The organism is Longimycelium tulufanense (assembly GCF_014645795.1).
GTDB classification, from domain to species: domain Bacteria; phylum Actinomycetota; class Actinomycetes; order Mycobacteriales; family Pseudonocardiaceae; genus Longimycelium; species Longimycelium tulufanense.
Window position 1 is genome coordinate 13,158 of sequence record NZ_BMMK01000022.1, and the last position, 20,078, is coordinate 33,235.

The window sequence follows — 20,078 nt, forward strand, 5'->3', positions numbered from 1 at the left end:
CAGCAGCCCCGGCCGCGCTGGTCGAACTCCCTCCACACCGGACCGCCCCCGGGAGTCCCTAGCTGGACGGGGAGACCACGGACGCGCTGGAGAACCTCCGGGGCCGCCACGACATTCCCGCTGCCGACGCTCGCGGGATGCCTGCGGTGGGGCGACCTGGCCCGCCCGGTCGTGGTGGGGGCTGCGCAGTCTGCGTCGGGTTCGGGTCGCCGTCAAGCCTTCTTCGGCGGCTTGACCGCTCCCCGTCCCCGACGCGAGGCGAGTGCGCCCCACCACGCGGGGCCATGACGGATCGCCGGTGGTGCGGGACCGGCCAGACCCGCACCACCGGCGGCCACCACGGAAACCGAGTGAAAGGAAACGATTCGCCGTGGCCGCACTGACCAAAAAGGACGCTCAGCGTCATCGCCAGGCGTGTGCGCTGCTGGCGGCCGACCGTGACCTCACCGAGGACGAGAAGGAGTTTGTCCTGCAGCACTGGCAGGAGTCCTCGACTGCGGCGAACCGCCTGGAGGGCGCGTTCTTCACGCCGCTGGGCTTGGCCCGAGATTTGGCCGTGGAGCTGCACGGCTGCCACGGTCCGCGGTTCCTTGACCTGGGTGCCGGTATTGGGCACCTGGCGTTCGCCAACCGGCGCCGGTTCGCCCACTGCTGGAACGGTGAACCCTGTCGGGAGTTCGTGTGCGTTGAGAAGAACCCGGCCTACGTCGCCGTGGGCCGCCAGGTGATGCCCGAGGCCACCTGGATCTGCGCGGACATCCTCGATCTGCTGGACATGGTGGACCGGCTTGGTGGGCCGTTCGACGTGGCGATCAGCAACCCACCCTTCGGTGTGCTGCCGCGCACGCGGAACGCGCCCGGCTACCGCGGCCGCCGCTTCGAGTACCACGTGATCGCGGTGGCTGCCGCGCTCGCCCGCTACGGCGTGTTCCTGGTGCCGCAGACCTCCGCGCCGTTCCGCTACAGCGGCTACCCCACCTTCCTGCACAACCAGGGCGACGTCGAATACCAGCGGTTCACCGCCGCCACCGGCCTGGTCCTCAAGCCCAGCTGCGGCATCGACGCCACCGTCCACGACGACCAGTGGCGCGGCGTCCGACCCCGCGTCGAGATCGTCACCTGCGATCTCACCGACCGCCGCCCACCGGTCGCGCCCGGCGGTCAACTCGCACTCGTCCCCTAGAGCCGCTGGGCCACCACGCGGCGCCGTGTGCCCCGTGGTGGCCCACCCCGCACGACACCCGCCCACGGAAGGAGAACCACCGAATGGTGCCTGACCCGCTCGACCGGATCACCTCCGCATCCCAGCTGCTGCGCGACACCCTGGGCGACCTGCCGGTCGGCCCACCGTTGGACGTGCCCAGCCTGCATCAGGCGGCGCACGCCCTAGCCGTCCTGTGCCGGGCGGTCGACGCCCTGGCCGTACGGCTGGGCGACCACGCCACCGCCTACCGCTCGCCCCACCGTGCCCTGGGCACCGACGACGGCAGCGACCCCCAAGCCCGACTGCAGCGCACCGCCGACCAGCTCGCGCTCGCCGCCGGTTTCCTGGGCAACGCCACCCGGGCCGCCGACTTCGCCTCTCACGAGATCGGCCACCTCGACACCCGCCGCGACGCCGGCGCCGCGGGCACGCTGCCCCGACCGCAGAACTGACCAGACCCGGGGCGGCCTGACCGCCCCGCGATGTGTGCATGAAAGGCAGGACGATGCCCGACCTCGACCGACACGTGCCGGCGATGACCGTCGTTGTGGTCGCCGACGGTGTGGACGCCAGCGATGTGCACCACATCGCCGAACAGGACCTCCGCCACGCCCTCACCGCGGCCGGCGACCCGCTCACCACCCGCACCCACACCGGCCACCTCCGCTCGGCACAGGTACTCGACGTGATGAGCACAGCCGCCGCACTGCACACCGGTGCCCTGCTCCTCCAGCCCGCCACACGGTTCCGACCTGCCCCCGTCACCGATGGCCCATGACTCACCGGGCTCTCCGCGGCTCGGCCCGCCGCCACAGTGACCAAGGGACAGCCCCGATGGACCTGACAATCACCCCGCCACCCGGCGACCACCGAACCCGGATGCAGTGGCTGTGCGCCAAAACCGGCTGCCGCGTCAACTCCACGGCACGCCCGCCAGATCTTCTCTCTGCTGGACCAGCTCGACGCGGCCGAGCGGGTGAGACCCCACCACCCCTGGAGTGCACGCGATGACCAGATCGTGCCGAGCGCCCCTCCTGGCAGCTGCTGTGCTGCGGTGTCGCGGGTGACCGGCCAACGGCCGCGTCTCGCCTACGACTGGCAGTCCGACACCGTCTACATCCCGCGCTGGGGCCGCACGCCACGCGTCGAGCTGGTTACACACACCCACACCTGCCCTGACGGCACCCCGGTGCACGTCACGGCGCAGTGGGTGGTGACGACCAGCACGACCGTCTACCGCTGGCTCGTCGACGGACAGCCCGCCGGCACCACGACGGCGCGGTGTGGTGCGGACACCCCACCGGACTGGTCGGCGATCGACGCCACGCACCCGAGCAGAACCGACCCCGCCACCCTCACGACCGGAGAGGAAACGACGATGACCGACCCCTATGCCCGTCCCGCCCCGCAGGCCACGCCGGACGAGACGCCGATCTCCGACGTCCGGGCCACCATCGAGGAGAAGGTGGAGCATCCCGCGCCGCCGATCACGGCCCCGACCCGGCCGACGGTGCCAGCGTTGAAGACCCGCAAGCCCACCGGCCGCGTCGCCCCGCCGCTGATCCTGGTCGAAGGTGGGGAGAAGGCGGGCAAGACGTGGCTTGTCGCCGAGTTCACCGCCTCCCCCCGCATCAGCCAGGCGTACTGGATCGAATGGGGCGAGAAGGAGTGCGCCGACGAGTACGGACTGATTCCCGGGGCCGACTACACGTTGATCGACCACGACGGCAGCTTTGAGACCGTGGCGAACCAGGTGTACGCCGTCCGGGCGGTGGCCCAGCAGGCCGCCGAGGCAGACCAACCGCCGATGTGCCTGGTGATCGACACCATGACCTGGGAGTGGGAGATCTTGAAGGACTGGGCCAACAAACGGGCCCTGTCCGCACCCTCGGTCCGCGCCCGGTTGACCAAAAACCCCGACCTTGCCGCCGAAGACATCCCGGTACCCATGAACATCTGGAACGAGGTCACCGAGCGACACTACAAGCTGATGCGGCTGCTGCAGACCTTCCCCGGCGTGGTCGTCATGACCGCGCGAGGCAAAGAGGTGACCGCACTCGACGACGCCGGCCGACCCATCCCGGGAGCCAAAACCTACAAGGTCGAGGGGCACAAGAACCTCGCCTACGACGCCTCGGTGTGGCTACGCCTGTCCCGAGAACACCCTCCGCTGGTCGTCGGCGCCCGCTCGGTGCGAGCCGGAATCCGGCCTGGCGTAGACAAGCCACGCAGCGTGCCGGACCTGACGCTGGACTGGTTGGTGTTCGACGTCCTCGGCTACCGCCCGGACCTGGCAGCCCCCACCGCCGCCTGAAGGGGTGTGCACCCGCCGCTGCCCACGCTCCCCCGCCGCCCCACCCGCCCCGGGTGGGGCGGCGACTTCGTCTGGCCCCCGGGCCATGACTGACCGACGGACACACCAGTGGTGCACACCGCCGTCGTGGAGATCGTCCCCCATCGGCTTGGAATTGAGGTGAAAAAGGCGCGTCTTCGCGCCGTCCTGTGTCCTGACGCCTCACCTCCTGATCTGCGGTGATGCCACCCCCGATCTCTGCACTCCCAACGCCGGTCGCCGGTGCCGTCCGGCACCGGCGACCGGGATGGACCCCACCATCAACCCTTCTGGAGAAAGCAGTAATGCAGCACGACGACACGGCCCCGATCGTGACCGCCCTGATGCTGGCTGGCGCCGTCCCCGATGACCCGTGGACGGTGGAGGTGCGGCCCCGTCGCCGCCGCATCGGCCTGTCCGTGAAGCGAGACAGCACGCTGGTGATCGCCGTACCGCCCACCGCCGACCCGCGTCGGGTCGCCGCATTCGTGGCTGCCCGCCGCGACTGGATCCTGCGCGCCCGCCGGGAGATGGCGCGCACCGCCGAGACCGGCCCGGTGCGCAAGCGCCTGGTCAACGCCGAGAACTTCCCGCTGTTCGGCCGCCCCCACCGGTTGCGCCTCGTGAACACCGGTCCCGAAATCCGCACCGTACGGACCGTGCACGGAACCACCGAACTGCACCTGCACACCGACCATGCCCACGACGCGCGGACAATCATCGACTGGTATTGCCGTGCCGGCCTGGATTGGCTCCAGGACCGGGTGCGTCAGGACCACCATCGCAAGGCGGGGGTGGCCGACCTCCGTTTCACCGTGCGCGAGGTCCGCCGGTCCGGCTCGGCCACCCTGCGCCGGTGGGGCTTCTACACCCCCCGTCAGCACGAGGTCACCCTGGCCTGGCCGCTGTTCCAACTCGACGAGGACCTGGTGGAGTACGTCCTGCTCCATGAGCTCGCGCACGCCGCCCGTCCCGGTGGCAAGCCGCACGGCCACCAGTGGCAGCAACTCATGCGCAGCTACATGCCGAACTGGAAAACGGTGCAGGAGACGCTGAAGCGGCACGAACCGCGGGTCTGGCTCGGCGACCTCGACTCCGTCACGTCCTAACGCGCCCCGTCTGCCCTGCCTCCCCACCGGTGGTGGGGCGACCACCGACCGCCGGTCGTGACTGTGGCACCGGCCACCCGCACCACCGGCGGCCACCACGGAAACCGAGTGAACGAAAGAGATCCGCCATAACCAAACTGACCAATCAAGACTCCCATCTGCACCATGAGGCGTGCACGCCGAGCGAAACCGCGCCGCGGCGCGGCAGTTCCGGCGCGGCCGGCGATCGACGCGTTCCGGTTCTCCGCCGAGTACATCGAGCCCCGGAACGCGGTGGTCATGGTCACCCATGCTCGGCTACTGAGATCCGCGGCGCCGACCCGCCTCTTCTCGATCATCGACCTGATCCGAAAACGAAAGGACATCCGAATCATGCCGCGCGCGGGCCGTCTCGGAAGGCTTGACACCCTCGCCGGACAGCCCCTGGCGCTGCTGGCGCCCGACGTCCGCCGACAGTTGTGGGACCGACGGTTCTGCGTCTGCGGCCACTACAACCTTGACCACCGCGATGACGACGCCCCCGCTCCGTTCGGCGGAGCCGGGCTCGGGACCTGTGCCGTCGACGCGGAGCAATCCGATCATGCCCGGTCCTGTCGGAGGTTCACCGACCACCCCGACAGCCGGTGGTTCGTGACCGTCCTCGCCGACCCCCACCGGCCGTGGCGCCTGTGGCGGGTCGGCACCGGCGTGCTGTCGGCCGAGACGATCCACGCGCTGATCGTGGGAACGCGGCACCGGGGCACCCCGCTGCTCACCTGGCACGCGGAAGCCGGCCGGCTGCGCGGCACACGACCCCTGGCGGAACTGCCCGAGCCGGCCCGAGCCGAGTGGGAGCCCTACGACACCTGGGCACGGGAGGTGTGCGCGGCCGGTGGCACGGTGGTGCTGTTTCCGGTGTTTGAGCTTCCACACGGGACCAGGGTGGCGATGTGGTGGCCACGCCCTGATGGCGCACCTTTCTGGTAGGTGGTCCCAACACTCATCCGTGACGCCACACGCTCTGACCACCGCCTGGGGGCCGTGACCACCCACAGCGTGGTCACGGCCCCCAGGCTGCCACGCCGCGGCGACCAGGAATCGCGGCATGTCCGCCGACCACGGCCGTGAGCCCCGCCGACCCGACGGACACAGCACACCAACAGCAGCGAGGCGCGTCACCGTCGCGTGGCCGCCCCTTGGCTGCTGTCGAACACGGGAAAGGCGGAGACGAAAGAGCCCGGCTGCTGTGCCCCTGTGTCGCTGGCGCGGCGCATGCTGCGTCGGCGCCGGCTCGCCGTCAAGCCTTCTTCGGCGGCTTGACCGCTCCCCGTCCCCGACGCGAGGCGAGTGCGCCCCCGCGACACAGGGGGCACAGCACCCCGGGCATGCCTGGGGGGTGCGGGGACCGACCAACCCGCACCCCCTGGGGCGCCTGCGAAACCGAGTGAAAGGACACCAGTCCCGATGAGCTGTCACGAGGACCCGCAGCCCGTCCCCAACTGCACCGCCCAGGCCGGCACCCCGGCCGCTGGGCAGGAGCCGACCCCGCTCTACGCCGAGACCGCCGCCGCGCTCGCGACCAGCGACGACAAGCCCGACGACCTGGACAGCTGGCTTGAGCAGTACGCCAACCCCGTCGACCCGGACCCGATGCTGGACCCGGACACGTTTGAGGGTGGGGCGATTCTGCGGCTGTTCCGCCGGCTCAAGAACGTGGAGGAGCCGGACGGCAGCTGGTCCGGCGCCACGGTGGTCGAGGAGCTGACCAGCTGGTTCCAGGACCTGGGGTTCGACCTGAGTGAACACCCGATGGACGCCGGGCGCCGGCTTCGGTTGGCCCTGCGGCAGCAGCCCGGACGCCAGCTGACCTCCAAGCTCTACGGGGCGCGGATCGGCACCGACCACGACAACCCGGAGTCCATCATCCGCTCGGTGCTGCGCGGCTTGGTGGTCGCACTCGGCCCCGGCACCGGCATTGACCTGGTCTCCTACGGCGGCGAGGTGCTCGGCCGGTTCGAACAGCCACCCACCGTCCACTGAGGACCACCCTTTTTCGGCGGTCCCGCCACCAGCCGGCGTCACTCCCGTGTGCCCGGTGGCGGGGCCGCCGCCGTGTTCGCCGACCGAATCCCGTGAGGAGAGTGACCATGCCCACCGTCACCGCCGACGCGCTGGCCGCGGCCGCCGGCATCACTGACACGACCGACGGCCCCGGCTACCAACTCCGCGACCCCTACGGCGTGACCTACACCGGCACACCGGGCCACCTGGTGCTGGCCGCGCTCGCCCGCCGCGACCTCACCCCCGACCTGTACCGCGCCCACGACCTCACCGCCGAGCGGGTGCGCGACAGCGCCCGCCTGCTGGCTGAGTGGTTCACCTGTGACCACATCCCGGTCACGCACGCCGCGGCGTTCGCCGCGCTACCTCCGCGGCGGGTGTGCGAGCTCGTCGCGCACGTCGCCTCCCACAGCGATCCCCACGCGCTGGGGTGCGTCGGCCCGGAATCCCTGCCCATCCACACCGGCTATCTCACCGGCGCCGGTGTAAACGACCCGCACCAGCCGTACCCGGCCGTCATCGACCACCCCTACCGGGCCCTGAGCGGATCCGACGAGCCGCCGCGGCTGGACGTCTGGGCCGCCGCGCCCCACGGCGTCGACGAGGTGATGGTCCCGGTGGAAATCGAGGCACACGAGGAGATCTCGTGGGAGTTCACCGCGCCGATTCCGGTCCCGGTCGACGAACTCAACGCCCTGCTCATGGACGGCGGTCCCTACGCCATCGAGGACTACGTCGACGAGCACCGCTTCCTGGTCGACGAGTACCTCACCTACACCACCAGCCGCTCCGAGGACGGCATCTCCGTCACCGCCCGACTACTCTCACCCGGCGCCCGCCTGGACTACCCGGACGGACGGCCCGCCCCGGTCAGGGAGGTCACGCTCTACTTCGTTGGGCCCGACCCGACCACAGCGGCCGCCGGGCCGCCGCTGCTGGACCGCGCGGCCGCCGACGCGACGGCCACCTCCCGCGGCCACCAGGTCTTCGCGGTCGCCCACGGACTGTCCGCCCGCGAACTCCGCACCGCCTGACCATCAAGTGTCCACTGTGGAGAATCTGTTATGCCCATGCTCAAGGTGCTTGCCGCCACCGACCGCACCCAGGGCCAGCGGCCCACCGACCTCCACTCCGCCACCACCGGAGAACTGGTCGAGCTGACCACGACCTGTGACCGCGACCGGGACAATCCCGACGGCAGTTGCGGCTGCGCCCGCGCCTTCACCGGCCTGACCTCCGGCAAGGCCACCACCACCGCCGAGGTGGTCGAGCGCGACCTGACTGTCGAGCAGCACACCGCAGCACTCCACGACAGCCTGCGCCGCGCCGGCTGGAACGACAACCCCAACCTCGCCACCCACGCCGGCGAGTGCGCCGCCCAGATCCGCGCGCTGGCTGCCGCGTGGCCGACCGGCACCGTCATCGAACGCCGCGGCAACCGGTTCACCGTCCGCGCCGAAAAAGCCCACCCCACCCGCTGACCAGACACAGCCGCCGCCCCACCTGGGTGGGGCGTGCGCATGCTGCGCCGGCGCCGACTCGCCGTCAAGCCTTCTTCGGCGGCTTGACCGCTCCCCGTCCCCAACGCCGACGCGAATACGCCCCACCCAGGTCAGGGGCAGCACCACCCCACACCCGCAGGGACCGACCAAACCCCGTGCCCACACCCCAAAAACCGTGTGAGGGAACCCCGGCTGCTCGCCGCGGGTTCCCGATGGAGATCGAGAGGTAGCAGAACATGTCCGCACTGCTGACGGGTGTCCGCAACGCCACCTTGGAGGACATGGTGACCATGCTGCGCGACCAGCAGGCCGCCAAGCTGGATGTCGTCGCACCGGCCACCGCGCTGCGGTCCCGCAACGCCGCGATCGAGCTATCCGATGTGGAGCCGACGTTCGACGAGAACGGTGTGACGGTCGTCGACGGCCTGTACGTACCGACCGCCGCGGCCGACGCCACGATCGCCGACAAGCTGGGAATCTCGCTGAAGTACCTGCGCCGCCTGCGCGAGCAGCGCCCGGACCTCTATGACGCCAACGTCAACGGGTGGCTGCACGGCCGCACCCGGGTGCGTCACGGCCAGCGCGAGGTGCTGTATCCGGCCGACGACCGGTCGTTCCTGCTGCGCACCTTCCGCAGCCAGAACAGCGAGCAGGGTGTGCTCCGCGCGCTGCTGTCCGACCGGTTCGGCATTATCGACAACCTCGACGTGCTCACCGCAGTGCTCGATGGCATCCGCCAAGCCGACGCCGAGGTGGAGGTCCGCGCCTGCGACCTGTCGGACTCCTCCATGCACTGCAAGGTGTACTCGCCCAGCATCGCCACGCTGGCGCCGCACTTCCTGCGCAACTACCGCAACCCGTTCGCCAACCCTGAGCTGGAGGCCGAACGCCGCCGGGTGTCCGGCGACCTCGACCAGTGGCGGCGGCTGGCCCAGGACGAGGGCATGGGCTACGAGGCAGGGGAGGAGCCGGTGATGTTCGCCGGATTCCGGTTCTCCAACAGTGAGATCGGCGGCGGCTCGGTGACGCTCAAGCCCGAGCTGTTCGTCAAGATCTGCCGCAATGGGTTGACCCTGCCGCTGCTGGCGCTGCGCAAGATTCACGTGGGCGCGAAGATGGACAACGGCACGGTGACCTGGTCGCAGGACACCCAGAACAAGCACCTCGCCGTGCTCACCGCGCAGACCCGGGACGCAGTCCGGCAGTGGTTGACGCCGGAGTTCCTGACCGCTCAGGTCGCCCAGCTGGAGCAGCAGGCCGGCGCCCCGGTCACCGAACCGGAGAAGACGCTCAAGGTGGTGGCCAAGCGGCTCGGGTTCACCGAATCTGAGCGCGATGGCGTGTTGTCCCACTTCATCGCTGGCGGCCAGCTGTCCGCCGCCGGGGTTGCCAACGCCATCACGTCCTACAGCCAAACCATCGCCGACCCGGACCGGGCCGACACCCTCGATGATCTGGCCCTCTCGGCCCTGGCCCTGGTCCAGTAGTCGAGCACCCTGACCACCGTGGTGCCCACCCGGCCGACGCCGGGTGGGCCACCACGGGGACGCCGGTGGCAGACCCACGTGACGGGGCCCGCGCCCACGGGGAGCGCGGCCGACCAAAGCCACCACCGGCTCGGGGCGGGATCGACCCGGGAAAACCGAGTGCAGAAAACCCGGCTCGGCACCCCTATCACGACCAGCGTAACGCAGCCGGGGACCGATCCGCCTGACGCCGCCATGACCGCGATACCAGCACATCGAACGAGCGGCCATGGACAAATACGGCGGCGAGATCCCGGTGTGGATCTCCGCGTCCCTGCAGTTGATTCCCGTCCTCATCGCCCACAACCGGCCCGCCGAGGCCGAGCATTCCCTGCTGTCGCTGGAGGTCACGGTCGGCGCCCTCAGCTGGCGCGAATTCCAGGACCGCGCCAACGCGATCGTCGTCACCGCGGACGACGACTCCTGGGAGCGCACCTGGTCTCTGGCCGAGCTGGACGCGCTGCGCCGTGAGGCCGGGCTTCCGCCCAGATACACCTGACCGACATCCCCACACCACGCCGGCCCGCACACCCCCGCGGCGGGAAAGACGGTGACCGCCCGTGTGGGCCGGTTCGGGTGCAGTCCAGACACCACCAGACAGGAGAACCGCAGTGACGAGCTTCATCACCCCGACCCTAAGCCTGCTCAACGAGATCGAACCCGAGGCGGGCGACGTGGTGCCGCCCTCCCGGCGGGATCCCGTCACCATGTTCTTCCCGGACTGGGACTACCTGGCCTCTCCGGCTGCCTCCACCAAGGCGGTAGTCGCCGGCCTCACCCTCTCTTTCATTGAGGTGCCGGAACGCCTGTGGGGCCGCATCATCCAGACCCACTGCCCCCAAACCCACCAGGCACTCACCGAGCACGGGCTGAGCATCGAGACCCTGCTGGCCGGCCACGCCCCCGCCCCCGTCTTCGAGATCATCGCCGGGGCGATCAACACCGAACTCGGTGGCTACCAGGTGCTGGCCGGCCCCGACGCCGCGGCCATGACCCCCACCGTGATCGCTGAACTCGGTGCTGTCCCCACCGTTGCCGACCCCTGCGACGCCAAGACCGCACCTGCCCCGCCCACCCTCTCGATTCCGGCGGGGCACCAGTCCCGAGAACGCACACTGGTCAGCGAGTGTGAGGTATGCGGAGCCGAGTTCCCCGGAGTGCGCCGCTACTGCTCCAGTATCTGCGCCGCCAGTGAGAACATCCGTTACGACCCCTGGCGCTGCGCCTGCTGTCTCCGGGCGCTCGAGGACCGGCCTGACCCGACGAAGTACGCAGAGGGCGACCCCAGGGTGATCCGGGAGCACCTGTGCCAGCCGTGCACGTGGATCTTGACCCAGCGCAGGGTCATGGCTTCTCCCTGGCCGAGGCCACCGACACGTTCGACCTGTTCTCTCCCGCCGGTGCGGCCGAGATCACTGTGGAGCACGTTGCGAGGGTGGACGTGGTCGATGTGATCCACGGTCGCAGCACGCGCGGGTACCGGGTGATCGTGCGCAGCAGCCAGCCGGGCCGACCCGCGAGGTTCGCGGTGTTCGAGCGCACCGACTACCGCCGGTTGTGCTGGGTGCAGGTCACGCCGCCCCTCTCGGCTGCCGCGCTGTCCGACTGGCCGTCCCGCCGCACTGCCCTGACCCAGGTCGCCGACCACACCGTGATCGCGTTCCTGGACCAGCACATCGAATCGATGACCTGACCGCCCTACCACCACACCGACTAAGTGGGCGTCGCCGGCATCCCCAACACGCCCCACCCCAGAGAAGGAGGTCATGACCGAGATGACCACACCCACCGACGACCCATTGGTCTACGACCGGCTGGCGACCTTCATCCACGTGTTCGGTGATCCCCTGCTCGCCCGCCACGTCTCCAGCTACCTCAACTGCACCGAGACCAACGTCCTGGTCGGCCTGCTGGATGCCAGCGGCGACGACCTCGGCGCCCAACGGTGGCTGCAGGCCCACAAAACCGACTGCGACGAACCCGAACGGCACTGACCGATTACCCCCACTGCGCGGTTACGCACCACCGGACCGACGACAACTCTCCATGTCCACTGAGGACTGTGCGGTGGCAGTCGCATCGGAATGCTCGATGCAGCCCACGTGATCGCGACGCGGCCGAACCCCGCCTCTCCCCCTGCGTCACGACGGCGCTGACCGGGAGGACACCCGGTAGCTGGACCCATCCCGGTGAAGAACCAGGCCACCACCCTCGCTGGCGCCCCTGATCCCGCCCCGATGATGCCCGCCCCGGCCGTGGTGGGGCGGGCGCATGCTGCGACGCTCCCCGCCCCCGACGCCGAGGCGGGTGCACCCCACCGAGACCGGGGTGGGGCCGCGTACGGGCATCGACCAAACCCCGTTCGACACAGCGAAAACCGAGTGACAGCTGGTGATGGAGTCCCTCGACGAGGTGATCCAGACCGCCACCATCGGCGAGCTGGAGTGTGATTGCCCGTTCGACCGCGACGGCACCCACCCGGTCGGTGCGTGGATGACCTGTTCCACCCACCGTGCCGCGGCGCGGGTGGTGCACGCCAACACGGTCCTGCGTGCCGAGGCACTGCTAGCCGTCTGATCACCAGATCCGTTGGGAGCGGGCCGGAGCCGGTGGGCCCCGGCCCGCGCACCCCGATGGCTTGTGGCCGCCCACCACACGACGTCCGTCGACCACCCACCACGAATCACCCTGGAGGATCACATGTCGATCGCCCCGACACACCCGAACGAGGCCATCGTGCTGTGTGAGATCGCCATGTCGATCCACACCGGACCTGCCGAGCGGTACTGGTCACCGCAGCGCATCCGGTCACTGTTCCGCGCCGTGCTGATCGCCCAGCGTGCGGCCGCGGCCCACGCCTACGGCGATGAGCTGGACGTCCGAGAAATCCCCGACTTCAACGACGTCGGCCCGGACACCGCGATCCTCGCCCGGGCCAACGCCTACGTCGGCCAACTCCACCGCGGACTCCGGCTCATGACCTCCAACATCGTCGACAAGCAGGGCAACACCTGGCTCCCGGACCGGTATCGGTCCGAACTGGCCGCCCTGCAACTGGCCACCGCCGAACGTGCCGCCGGATACCTGCTCACCACCTGACCCCCTCCCCCAGCGGGCCCCGGCCGTCCACGCCCGGGGGCGTGGCGCGCCGCCCCCGCCACCGTTCCTCCCCTGCCGGGTGGTGACGCCCGTGACGCTTCACGGCCACGACATTCCCCCACCATCGAAGGGACAACACGATGAGAAACCACCTGATTGTCGGCGGTGACCCGACGCAGCGCGCCGAAACGGCTCTGGAGCTGGTGGCCGCCGGCGCCGACGCGGTCATGGTGTGGTCAGCAGGCCCGGTCGGCCACACCACCGTTCACCCGCTGGCCGTCCTGGCCGACTGGTCGTCGTTCGGGGCCGACGAGGCCTTGATCGCGATGCTGGCAGCGACGCGTCGCATTGTGGATGCCCGCTACGACGACACCGCCGGTAAGGCCGGGCCCCTGTGGGTGCTGCTGATCGACCCCGCTCTCGGTGACGACCCGACCTCGATCGACGATCTGGAGACGGTGACCGCTGACGGTCCGCAGGTGGCCGTCGGAGCCATCGTCACCACCAACTCGGCCTCGGACCTGCCGGAGGGCATCCGGGAGACGTTCACCATCCACCACCTCTGACCGGCATTCCCCCGGGGCGAATGCCGGTCCGGCCACCGCGTCAGCCCCCTTCTCGCCCGCCGCGGGCCAAGGCATCGCACTGTCCCGCGGCCGCCGACGGTCACCGCGGGCCGGGCCATGCCCGGCCCGCCCTGTCGTGTGCACATCAACCTCCTTGTTGGAGGGAGGAATCTCATGTCTCAACCGAGCGGGCGCGTCCGCGTCTACCACAACCTCAGTCCTGCGGCGATGGTGTTCGGTTACGGCCGCACCGATCGCTGTGTGCTCGTCTACGCCTACGACGAGCCGATCCCCACCCCGGCACCGTCGGACCTGGACCGGCTGGAGCGGATCTTCGAGCTGTTCAACGTCGGCAAGGATCCCGAGTTCGGCACGCCGGATCGTCGTGCAGTCGACTACCGCGCCCGCGGCAATCGGTCGCTGTCGGTGGGTGACGTGGTCGCCCTCGACGACCGTGTCTACGCCTGCGCCGCCACGGGCTGGGTCGCCATCGCGCCGCCGCCGGTGGAGGGGCGGTCCCGACCTGGCACCACCCCGTTCACTGAGCCAGCCGCCACGGACCGGTGACTATGAGGCGCACCCGCGCCGACGTCGTGGTCCACCATCGGCTGCGGCGCGTGGGCGGCCGCACCGAGCGGTGGCTGATCCGTGTGGCCGGCCGTCGCTCTGGCATCTCGGCGACCCGTCGCCCTGACGGTGGCCGGGAAACGATGGCCTACCGCAGCGACGCCCGGGGCCGCATCCGTGGCTGGCTCGGCTTCAGGGTCGAGGGCTGGGACCACGAAGCCGGCATCACGGTGCTGCTGGCCGAACTCAATCAGCAGCACTGACCCGAGCGGCGGGCTCGGTCCCTTTTTTCTCAAGGTCGGGTCCGCCGCGACTGCCGTCATTTTCGCATCTGTGAAGGAGAATCCCATGTCGAGCATTGTTCGGGCCGGCGGGCGTGGCCCGCGCATGTTCAGCCTCGACGACTACCGCCGCTGCTATGTCCTGTACGAGGACGTGCGCTGCAACATCCCCCGTTGGGGCAGCCTGGGCGAGCCCGGCGCGTGGAACTGGGCCCGTGGCCTGTTGGTCGAGCTGGTGCGCCGCCGCGGCGGCACTCCCCTGGCCCTGCACTACCGCGAGTTGGAAACCAGCGGGCCCCTGCGCCTGCCGGCCGGTCTGGAGGTCACCGCGGAGTTCCGCGACGCCGACGGGATGAGGGTCACCGTCACGTCCCACCGCGAGGGCGTCTTCGCTGTCGGAGGCGAGTTCTGGCGGCTCACCGTGGATGACCAAACCCCGGACGAGGGCACCGGCACCTATCCACCATCGCTGCCCGTCATCGCTTACCTGGTGCACCAGCACCTGAATCGCCGCCGGCAGCCCGGCCCGGTCCACGACCAGACCACCCCCGTGAAACACGCGTGACCAGCGCATCAGCAGCGTTACGCTCGAACGAAGGAGCCGATCCATGAGCCTGCCGGCCACCAAGACACCACCGGCCACGCGTGAGAGTCCACGGCCGCGCCTGATGCGCGTCGCGCTGGCCACCGCCCGCGCCGGGCACTTCGTGGTCCCGCTGTGGCCGCGGTCGAAGAAACCAGCGGTCAGCGACTGGGAAGCGGTCGCCACCCGGGACCCGGAGGTGATCCGCTCATGGTGGCAGCAGCTTCCCTACAACGTTGGGATCGCCTGCGGGCCCTCGCGTCTACTGGTAATCGACCTCGACGACGGTCACGGCCAGGACCCCCCACCGGAGTGGGCCGAGGCCCGCCACGGCCGCGACGTGCTGGCCCGGCTCGCCGAAGCGAACGGGCAGCCATATCCGGGCCCCACCTACACCGTCCGATCCCCCACCGGCGGGCTGCATCTGTATTTTCGGGCACCCGACCAGCCACCGCTGCGCAGCACGCAGGGACGGCTGGGGTGGCGGATCGATACCCGCGGCGCCGGCGGCTGCATCGTCGCCGCCGGCTCGGTGCGCGCCGAGGGCTCCTACCGGGCACAGAACCGGGCGCCTATCGCACCGTTGCCGGACTGGTTGGTCGCCCGGCTCACCCCGCCCCCACCGCTGGACCCGACGCCGGTCGCGCTGGACCTGCCACCTGACCGCGCCGGCCGATACCTCGAGGCGCTTATCGACCACGAGATCGCCGCCGTGCGCACCGCCCCGACCGGCCAGCGGCACCACACACTGCTGCGGGCCGCCATCGCGTTCGGCAGGCTGGTAGCCGGCGGCGAGCTCACCGACGGCGAGGCCCGCACCGCGCTGCGCCACGCGGCCGCGGTACATACCGGAGTCGACGACTGGACTGCCAGCGAAGCCGAACGCACCATCACCGACGGCCTGCGCTATGGCGCCCTGCGGCCCCGCCACATCAACGACCACTGAGCGCACGACCCCACCCCCCTGGTGCTGTGCACGCCCTGCGCCCGCACCTACACCGTCGACGACACCCAACCCGTGCTGGGCCGCCGCCGCACCACCACATGGCTCACCCGCCACTACCAGACCCCTTGACCGCACCCCGACCCGCCACCAGGAACGTGATGTCGACAGCGCGAGGACATCGCAACCGGGACACGGGGACTGGGGCAAGTAAGGAGTGCGGCCAGGGTGGGTCCGTGACCGGGACTGCCGACCCGCTCCCGAGGAGATCAGGCCGCGGCAGGGTCCGCGTCGAGGAACCCGGCCCAGCCACCGGGGTGAGACACGCCTCGCTGCGCTCGGTCGCCTGACGGCGATCCCACCCCGCCGGCCGACCCGGAACCCCGCCGCCCCGTGCGGGCCCTGCCCCACCCTGATGACGGGGCCGCAGATCGACAGCCCCTCGGGCACGGACCCACCCGGTCACACCGGGTGGGAGCCCGCACCGGGCAGTCGAGACATCGATCCGCAATCGGCGAAGGAGCGCCCCTGTCATGGCTGGAGAAACCGTCATCACCCTCGTCGGCAACCTGACCGCGGACCCAGAGCTGAGGTACCTGCCCACTGGGGTAGCCGTCACGACCTTCACCGTCGCCAACAACCCCCGCACCTATGACCGCCAGGCCGGCCAGTGGCGCGACGCCACCCCATTGTTCCTGCGCTGCAGCCTCTGGCGGCAGGCCGCGGAGAACCTGGCCGAGAGCACCCTCACCAAGGGAACGCGGGTGATCGTACAGGGCCGCCTTCGGCAGCGGTCATTCGAGACCAGCGAAGGCGAGAAGCGCACCGTCTACGAGCTGGAGGTCGACGAGATCGGCCCGTCGCTGCGGTGTGCGACCGCCACGGTCACCAAGGTCACGCGCAGCCACAGCGGCGAACCGCCCGCCGACGACCCCTGGGCCAACGCCGGCTACACCGGCGACGGTGAGCAGCCGCCGTTCTGACCTTCTGCTGCACCACGCCTGGCGGGCCAACCATATCCCTCGGCCCGCCAGGCGCGCCTCGCCCTGCCCTCCCACCGAACAGAACCTGACCGTGATCACCATCAACGGGCCCCACCGTGTGGGCTTTCCGGCCCAGGACGCCAAGGGTGCCCCGTGAGCGAGATCGACGTCATTGAGAAATTCGACGGCCACCAGCAGTATTTGGAAACACATAGAAACGGGTACTGCGGGCTAGGTGGTACCGGGGTCGCGTGCCCGGTCGGTCTCGGCCTTGAAGAGGGCTCCTGACCAGCTGAAATGATCCGGCATGTGCGGTGTCCTGCCCGTGGCGAGAGGCAGGACACCCTGTCGACTGTGATAAGTGTCGCATATTCGTGGAGTTGCTCAGGGTCGATCAGACCTGTCCTGGGCGGGCAATGATGCGGATGTCCGGCCCGCTCGGGTCTACTCGAACGGTCTCCAGGCGGAGGATATCGGCCATCGTGGTGATGCCGGCGTCGAGGAGTCCGGGTTTGCCGGCTCCGAGCAGCGCCGGAGCGATGTAGGTGATCACTCGATCCACCAGTCCGGCCGCGACGAATGATCCCGCCAGGGTCGGGCCGCCTTCGAGGAACATGCCTCGGACGTCATGCTCGAACAGCGCCTTGAGTAGGGCATCGAGGCGCAAGCCTCGTTCGGAGCGGGGGATGCGGAGCAGTTCGCAGCGTCCTTCCAGGTGGCTAGCGTCGGCGTCCTCCGCGACGGCAATGAGGGTCGGGGCGGCGTCGTCCAGAACACGCGCGTCGGCTGGGGTTCGGGCGTTTGAGTCGACGATGACCCGGTAGGGCTGCCGCTCCGGCTGCAGCGCAGAAAGGTCGAGACGGGGATCGTCGTTACCCCGTACAGCCAGGTGGGGATTGTCCGCCTGCTGGGTTCCCGAGCCCACGACAGTGGCGTCACACCCTGCGCGCAGTAGGTGGACCTCGGTGCGTGAGGTGGCGCTCGTGATCCATTGGCTTGTGCCGTCGACCGCGGCGATTCGTCCGTCGAGGGTGGCGGCGAACTTGTAGACGACGAACGGGCGGCCCTGGTCGTGAGCAGTGGCCCACTCGTCTCGGCCTACGAGTTCGGCGATGGCGATGGTCATGTCATGGCTCCCTGATCGATGGCGGAGAGATCCCCGCGGAAGGCCACCACTTCGGGCTCGCGGGTGTGCGGGAGGTCTGCTGCCACCCTGTGCAGGATGGCAAGGGTTCGGACCGAGCCAGTCGCCGCGGCCACGTCGAGCGCTTGTCGCGCGGCCGCTGCGGCCTTCGCTGGTTCGTCAGCGGCGACGAGGGCCGAGGAGAGCCGGGCCAGGTGCAAGCCGCGTTCACGGCGGTAAGTGGAGGGCCAGCAACCCAATGCGTCGGTGAAGGCTGCAACAGCCTGGCGAGGCTGACCGAGGGTGAGAAGGCAGGATCCACGCTGGGCATGAAGGTATGCAACGTCGCAGTAGGAGCCAAGGCGGAACCGGTCGAGCGGCTCAGTTGCCCGACCCAACGCCGAGTACGCGCGGTCAATCGCCGCCACGGCCGCCTTCTCGTTGTGGTCGAGCGCGTGGCCGTGCGCCTGCTGCTGTGCAGCGATCGCCACAACCCGGTGCGGGACCGGGCCACGTTGCTGTTGGGCTGCACTGGCCAGCCCCACAGCCATAGCGGCATCACCGGTCAAGACCGCTTGTTGCGCCTTTCGCATGAGTATGTAGGAGATCAGCGCCGGGTTCTGCGCCGCGTGCGCCCACTCGAAGGCCCGCGCTGACCACATGCTTCCGGCGGCCGGCTGTCCGGCGTCATCGAACAACCACCCGGCGAACTCGGCGAACAGCGCGCCGACCTCGAAGAGCTGGCACCGTAGGTCGGGGGGAGCCACCGGAAGGAGGCTTTCGACGGTGCCGATCTGTTCCACCACGCTGGTGACCAGCCGCCCAGGGCCGAGAAGGGAGTCCATGTCGACGAGTCCGGAGCGGAGATCGATGAGTCGATCGACGACGGCAGGGTCCACGCCGGCAGCGCGAGCGGGCACATGAGCCAGGCCGCTTGTGACCCCCAGAACGGCCAGGGCACCACCACGTAGCAACAGGTCACGGCGACTGACGGACACCAGGACGGTCCTCCCACCTACGAAGATCGGGACGGTGAGCGCCTCGCCGTCGACCACCTTCCCCAACTGCTCTCCATCGTTCGAGCATGTCGCTCGATCAGGCGACACGTCATCACGGTAGGACCCCGACTGGCTACCAGCCAGGGACATATCGAGGCCGAGCAGCTCGGCCAAGATCGCGCGGTAGAACGATCGCGGCCACGTGCCCTTCTCCCAACGTCTCCACGCCCGGACGACCGACTCCACGTCAGCGCTCTTACCGCCTGACCTGCGAACCAGTTCTGCGGCGGCCTCCCTCATGCTCCAGCCGCGCGCCTTCCGCGCTTCGCGGATCTGTGCAGCGATCTTCGCCTCGGACACGTTTCACCACCACCCCGAGGAGACATTTGTCCTCCGCGATGTCCCTAGCACGCGATCACGTTACGCGGTGATCTGAACACGTCGAGCCACAGTCAGATGTCGGGCGAACGCTTCGGCAAAGCCCAGGTCGCTGTCTCTTGGGGGAGGCAGGAGCAGTGACCGGGAGTATCGCCCGACCTCGACGGCGGCGGGCTCGGAGAGTGCACTCCCAGCCTCCGAGCCCGCCGTCTTCCACAGGAGGTGGGTGTTACATGTCCAAGGAAGCAGCGGTTCTCCCGCTGGCCTTCGCAGTCCTCGGACTCATCGCGGTTGTCACCGCTGCCATCACTCCCAGAAGGCGCCGGACACACGAGGCGCAGCAGCAGACCGACGTCGGCCGACACGTCCCAGAGAGCGCCGTCGAGCAAACTGTCCAACTCTCCCCGATCGCACCACAAAGTGACGAGGAGGCTGAACGTCTCGCCCTGCGTGTACCTGCCTACCTCCAGACTCCTCGAGGCGTGGGCCGTGGGTGAACTGATCGGCTTGGCGCTCCTTGGTGCATTTGTCATCGCGCTTTGTGGTGCTGACGCCAGCCCGAACCTGATCCCTGAGCCATTGCGGGACTGGTGGCGCACGTGGCGATGCCGTCGCACGACCAACCAGACTCGTCGCAATCACGACCGACTGGCCCGGCCCCAACAGAAAAGCACTAGAGCGCAGAAGGGAGGTGTGACATGAACCGAGTCGACAGCCTCTTTGAGGGCTCACTCGTCGAGGACATCCCCGACGTGAAGTCGGAGTACGCCCGGAAGATGCCCGGCGACTACGACGGCGACAACCAGGGTGACCACTGCTCGGCCTGAGTCGCAACCCTAGAGAG

General features: G+C 69.6%; 26 protein-coding genes. 24 read left to right on the top strand and 2 right to left on the bottom strand.

The window, feature by feature from the left end:
• The first annotated feature begins 370 nt into the window (after nucleotides 1-370).
• From IEY55_RS20715 to IEY55_RS32585, 23 genes are all read left to right on the top strand, one after another.
• The gene (locus IEY55_RS20715) at nucleotides 371-1,183 is read left to right on the top strand and encodes a class I SAM-dependent methyltransferase (protein WP_189060177.1); all 813 of its coding nucleotides are present in this window, start codon (nucleotides 371-373) and stop codon (nucleotides 1,181-1,183) included.
• A gap of 83 nt (nucleotides 1,184-1,266) precedes the next feature.
• Complete coding sequence (locus IEY55_RS20720) at nucleotides 1,267-1,656, top strand: hypothetical protein (protein WP_229686592.1); 390 nt, start codon at nucleotides 1,267-1,269, stop codon at nucleotides 1,654-1,656.
• A gap of 38 nt (nucleotides 1,657-1,694) precedes the next feature.
• A complete protein-coding gene (locus tag IEY55_RS20725; protein ID WP_189060179.1) occupies nucleotides 1,695-1,982 on the top strand; it encodes a hypothetical protein in 288 nt (95 codons plus the stop codon).
• A gap of 285 nt (nucleotides 1,983-2,267) precedes the next feature.
• Nucleotides 2,268-3,518 carry a DEAD/DEAH box helicase family protein gene (locus IEY55_RS20730; protein ID WP_189060180.1) on the top strand — a complete coding sequence of 417 codons (1,251 nt, stop codon included), beginning with the start codon at nucleotides 2,268-2,270 and terminating at the stop codon, nucleotides 3,516-3,518.
• A gap of 323 nt (nucleotides 3,519-3,841) precedes the next feature.
• Nucleotides 3,842-4,645 (top strand): M48 family metallopeptidase, encoded by an 804-nt coding sequence (locus IEY55_RS20735; protein ID WP_189060181.1) that lies wholly within the window; start codon nucleotides 3,842-3,844, stop codon nucleotides 4,643-4,645.
• 165 nt (nucleotides 4,646-4,810) lie between these two features.
• The gene (locus IEY55_RS20740) at nucleotides 4,811-5,611 is read left to right on the top strand and encodes a hypothetical protein (protein WP_189060182.1); all 801 of its coding nucleotides are present in this window, start codon (nucleotides 4,811-4,813) and stop codon (nucleotides 5,609-5,611) included.
• 477 nt (nucleotides 5,612-6,088) lie between these two features.
• Nucleotides 6,089-6,664, top strand: coding sequence for a hypothetical protein (locus IEY55_RS20745; protein WP_189060183.1), 576 nt, complete (start codon nucleotides 6,089-6,091; stop codon nucleotides 6,662-6,664).
• Nucleotides 6,665-6,771: 107 nt separating this feature from the next.
• Nucleotides 6,772-7,719, top strand: coding sequence for a hypothetical protein (locus IEY55_RS20750; protein WP_189060184.1), 948 nt, complete (start codon nucleotides 6,772-6,774; stop codon nucleotides 7,717-7,719).
• Nucleotides 7,720-7,749: 30 nt separating this feature from the next.
• A complete protein-coding gene (locus IEY55_RS20755; RefSeq protein WP_189060185.1) occupies nucleotides 7,750-8,166 on the top strand; it encodes a DUF7715 family protein in 417 nt (138 codons plus the stop codon).
• A 257-nt stretch (nucleotides 8,167-8,423) separates the two neighbouring features.
• Nucleotides 8,424-9,674: a hypothetical protein gene (locus IEY55_RS20760; RefSeq protein ID WP_189060186.1), complete on the top strand. Its 1,251-nt coding sequence runs from the start codon at nucleotides 8,424-8,426 to the stop codon at nucleotides 9,672-9,674.
• Between the two features lie 268 nt (nucleotides 9,675-9,942).
• Nucleotides 9,943-10,212, top strand: a complete 270-nt coding sequence (locus tag IEY55_RS20765) for a hypothetical protein (protein WP_189060187.1) — start codon at nucleotides 9,943-9,945, stop codon at nucleotides 10,210-10,212.
• A gap of 112 nt (nucleotides 10,213-10,324) precedes the next feature.
• The gene (locus IEY55_RS20770) at nucleotides 10,325-11,167 is read left to right on the top strand and encodes a hypothetical protein (RefSeq protein ID WP_189060188.1); all 843 of its coding nucleotides are present in this window, start codon (nucleotides 10,325-10,327) and stop codon (nucleotides 11,165-11,167) included.
• Nucleotides 11,149-11,406 carry a hypothetical protein gene (locus IEY55_RS20775; RefSeq protein ID WP_189060189.1) on the top strand — a complete coding sequence of 86 codons (258 nt, stop codon included), beginning with the start codon at nucleotides 11,149-11,151 and terminating at the stop codon, nucleotides 11,404-11,406. The genes IEY55_RS20770 and IEY55_RS20775 overlap by 19 nt, the downstream gene beginning before the upstream one ends.
• 73 nt (nucleotides 11,407-11,479) lie before the next feature.
• Entirely contained in the window at nucleotides 11,480-11,707 is a 228-nt protein-coding gene (locus IEY55_RS20780) for a hypothetical protein (RefSeq protein ID WP_189060190.1), read from the top strand.
• Nucleotides 11,708-12,104: 397 nt separating this feature from the next.
• Nucleotides 12,105-12,290, top strand: coding sequence for a hypothetical protein (locus tag IEY55_RS20785; protein ID WP_189060191.1), 186 nt, complete (start codon nucleotides 12,105-12,107; stop codon nucleotides 12,288-12,290).
• Between the two features lie 123 nt (nucleotides 12,291-12,413).
• On the top strand, nucleotides 12,414-12,812 hold the full coding sequence (locus tag IEY55_RS20790) for a hypothetical protein (protein WP_189060192.1): 399 nt from the start codon (nucleotides 12,414-12,416) through the stop codon (nucleotides 12,810-12,812).
• Between the two features lie 140 nt (nucleotides 12,813-12,952).
• Complete coding sequence (locus IEY55_RS20795; RefSeq protein WP_189060193.1) at nucleotides 12,953-13,378, top strand: hypothetical protein; 426 nt, start codon at nucleotides 12,953-12,955, stop codon at nucleotides 13,376-13,378.
• Nucleotides 13,379-13,552: 174 nt separating this feature from the next.
• The gene (locus IEY55_RS20800) at nucleotides 13,553-13,945 is read left to right on the top strand and encodes a hypothetical protein (protein WP_189060194.1); all 393 of its coding nucleotides are present in this window, start codon (nucleotides 13,553-13,555) and stop codon (nucleotides 13,943-13,945) included.
• 2 nt (nucleotides 13,946-13,947) lie between these two features.
• Entirely contained in the window at nucleotides 13,948-14,208 is a 261-nt protein-coding gene (locus tag IEY55_RS20805) for a hypothetical protein (RefSeq protein WP_189060195.1), read from the top strand.
• 85 nt (nucleotides 14,209-14,293) lie between these two features.
• On the top strand, nucleotides 14,294-14,791 hold the full coding sequence (locus IEY55_RS20810) for a hypothetical protein (protein ID WP_189060196.1): 498 nt from the start codon (nucleotides 14,294-14,296) through the stop codon (nucleotides 14,789-14,791).
• Between the two features lie 43 nt (nucleotides 14,792-14,834).
• Entirely contained in the window at nucleotides 14,835-15,755 is a 921-nt protein-coding gene (locus IEY55_RS20815) for a bifunctional DNA primase/polymerase (RefSeq protein ID WP_229686593.1), read from the top strand.
• Nucleotides 15,756-16,285: 530 nt separating this feature from the next.
• On the top strand, nucleotides 16,286-16,735 hold the full coding sequence (locus IEY55_RS20820; RefSeq protein WP_189060197.1) for a single-stranded DNA-binding protein: 450 nt from the start codon (nucleotides 16,286-16,288) through the stop codon (nucleotides 16,733-16,735).
• A 153-nt stretch (nucleotides 16,736-16,888) separates the two neighbouring features.
• A complete protein-coding gene (locus IEY55_RS32585; protein ID WP_268239342.1) occupies nucleotides 16,889-17,023 on the top strand; it encodes a hypothetical protein in 135 nt (44 codons plus the stop codon).
• Between the two features lie 106 nt (nucleotides 17,024-17,129).
• On the opposite strand, the gene ribD is transcribed toward IEY55_RS32585, so the two are convergent.
• Nucleotides 17,130-17,861, bottom strand: a complete 732-nt coding sequence (gene ribD, locus IEY55_RS20830) for a bifunctional diaminohydroxyphosphoribosylaminopyrimidine deaminase/5-amino-6-(5-phosphoribosylamino)uracil reductase RibD (RefSeq protein WP_189060198.1) — start codon at nucleotides 17,859-17,861, stop codon at nucleotides 17,130-17,132.
• Nucleotides 17,858-19,216: a helix-turn-helix domain-containing protein gene (locus IEY55_RS20835; RefSeq protein ID WP_189060199.1), complete on the bottom strand. Its 1,359-nt coding sequence runs from the start codon at nucleotides 19,214-19,216 to the stop codon at nucleotides 17,858-17,860. Before IEY55_RS20835 ends, ribD begins: the two co-directional genes overlap by 4 nt.
• Nucleotides 19,217-19,932: 716 nt before the next feature.
• Here IEY55_RS20835 and IEY55_RS32590 point away from each other — a divergent pair.
• Nucleotides 19,933-20,061: a hypothetical protein gene (locus tag IEY55_RS32590; RefSeq protein ID WP_268239338.1), complete on the top strand. Its 129-nt coding sequence runs from the start codon at nucleotides 19,933-19,935 to the stop codon at nucleotides 20,059-20,061.
• Nucleotides 20,062-20,078: the final 17 nt, after the last annotated feature.

What these genes read in the sequence shown, in the direction of transcription:
- IEY55_RS20740 (WP_189060182.1), top strand. Translation starts at nt 4,811, where the DNA reads ATGAGGCGTGCACGCCGAGCGAAACCGCGCCGCGGCGCGGCAGTTCCG.
- IEY55_RS20760 (WP_189060186.1), top strand. Translation starts at nt 8,424, where the DNA reads ATGTCCGCACTGCTGACGGGTGTCCGCAACGCCACCTTGGAGGACATG.
- IEY55_RS32590 (WP_268239338.1), top strand. Translation starts at nt 19,933, where the DNA reads ATGAACCGAGTCGACAGCCTCTTTGAGGGCTCACTCGTCGAGGACATC.
- IEY55_RS20755 (WP_189060185.1), top strand. Translation starts at nt 7,750, where the DNA reads ATGCCCATGCTCAAGGTGCTTGCCGCCACCGACCGCACCCAGGGCCAG.
- IEY55_RS20725 (WP_189060179.1), top strand. Translation starts at nt 1,695, where the DNA reads ATGAAAGGCAGGACGATGCCCGACCTCGACCGACACGTGCCGGCGATG.
- IEY55_RS20745 (WP_189060183.1), top strand. Translation starts at nt 6,089, where the DNA reads ATGAGCTGTCACGAGGACCCGCAGCCCGTCCCCAACTGCACCGCCCAG.
- IEY55_RS20815 (WP_229686593.1), top strand. Translation starts at nt 14,835, where the DNA reads ATGAGCCTGCCGGCCACCAAGACACCACCGGCCACGCGTGAGAGTCCA.
- IEY55_RS20800 (WP_189060194.1), top strand. Translation starts at nt 13,553, where the DNA reads ATGTCTCAACCGAGCGGGCGCGTCCGCGTCTACCACAACCTCAGTCCT.
- IEY55_RS20810 (WP_189060196.1), top strand. Translation starts at nt 14,294, where the DNA reads ATGTCGAGCATTGTTCGGGCCGGCGGGCGTGGCCCGCGCATGTTCAGC.
- IEY55_RS20765 (WP_189060187.1), top strand. Translation starts at nt 9,943, where the DNA reads ATGGACAAATACGGCGGCGAGATCCCGGTGTGGATCTCCGCGTCCCTG.
- IEY55_RS20780 (WP_189060190.1), top strand. Translation starts at nt 11,480, where the DNA reads ATGACCGAGATGACCACACCCACCGACGACCCATTGGTCTACGACCGG.
- IEY55_RS20820 (WP_189060197.1), top strand. Translation starts at nt 16,286, where the DNA reads ATGGCTGGAGAAACCGTCATCACCCTCGTCGGCAACCTGACCGCGGAC.
- IEY55_RS20735 (WP_189060181.1), top strand. Translation starts at nt 3,842, where the DNA reads ATGCAGCACGACGACACGGCCCCGATCGTGACCGCCCTGATGCTGGCT.
- IEY55_RS20750 (WP_189060184.1), top strand. Translation starts at nt 6,772, where the DNA reads ATGCCCACCGTCACCGCCGACGCGCTGGCCGCGGCCGCCGGCATCACT.
- IEY55_RS20795 (WP_189060193.1), top strand. Translation starts at nt 12,953, where the DNA reads ATGAGAAACCACCTGATTGTCGGCGGTGACCCGACGCAGCGCGCCGAA.
- ribD (WP_189060198.1), bottom strand. Translation starts at nt 17,861, where the DNA reads ATGACCATCGCCATCGCCGAACTCGTAGGCCGAGACGAGTGGGCCACT.
- IEY55_RS20790 (WP_189060192.1), top strand. Translation starts at nt 12,414, where the DNA reads ATGTCGATCGCCCCGACACACCCGAACGAGGCCATCGTGCTGTGTGAG.
- IEY55_RS20805 (WP_189060195.1), top strand. Translation starts at nt 13,948, where the DNA reads ATGAGGCGCACCCGCGCCGACGTCGTGGTCCACCATCGGCTGCGGCGC.
- IEY55_RS20720 (WP_229686592.1), top strand. Translation starts at nt 1,267, where the DNA reads ATGGTGCCTGACCCGCTCGACCGGATCACCTCCGCATCCCAGCTGCTG.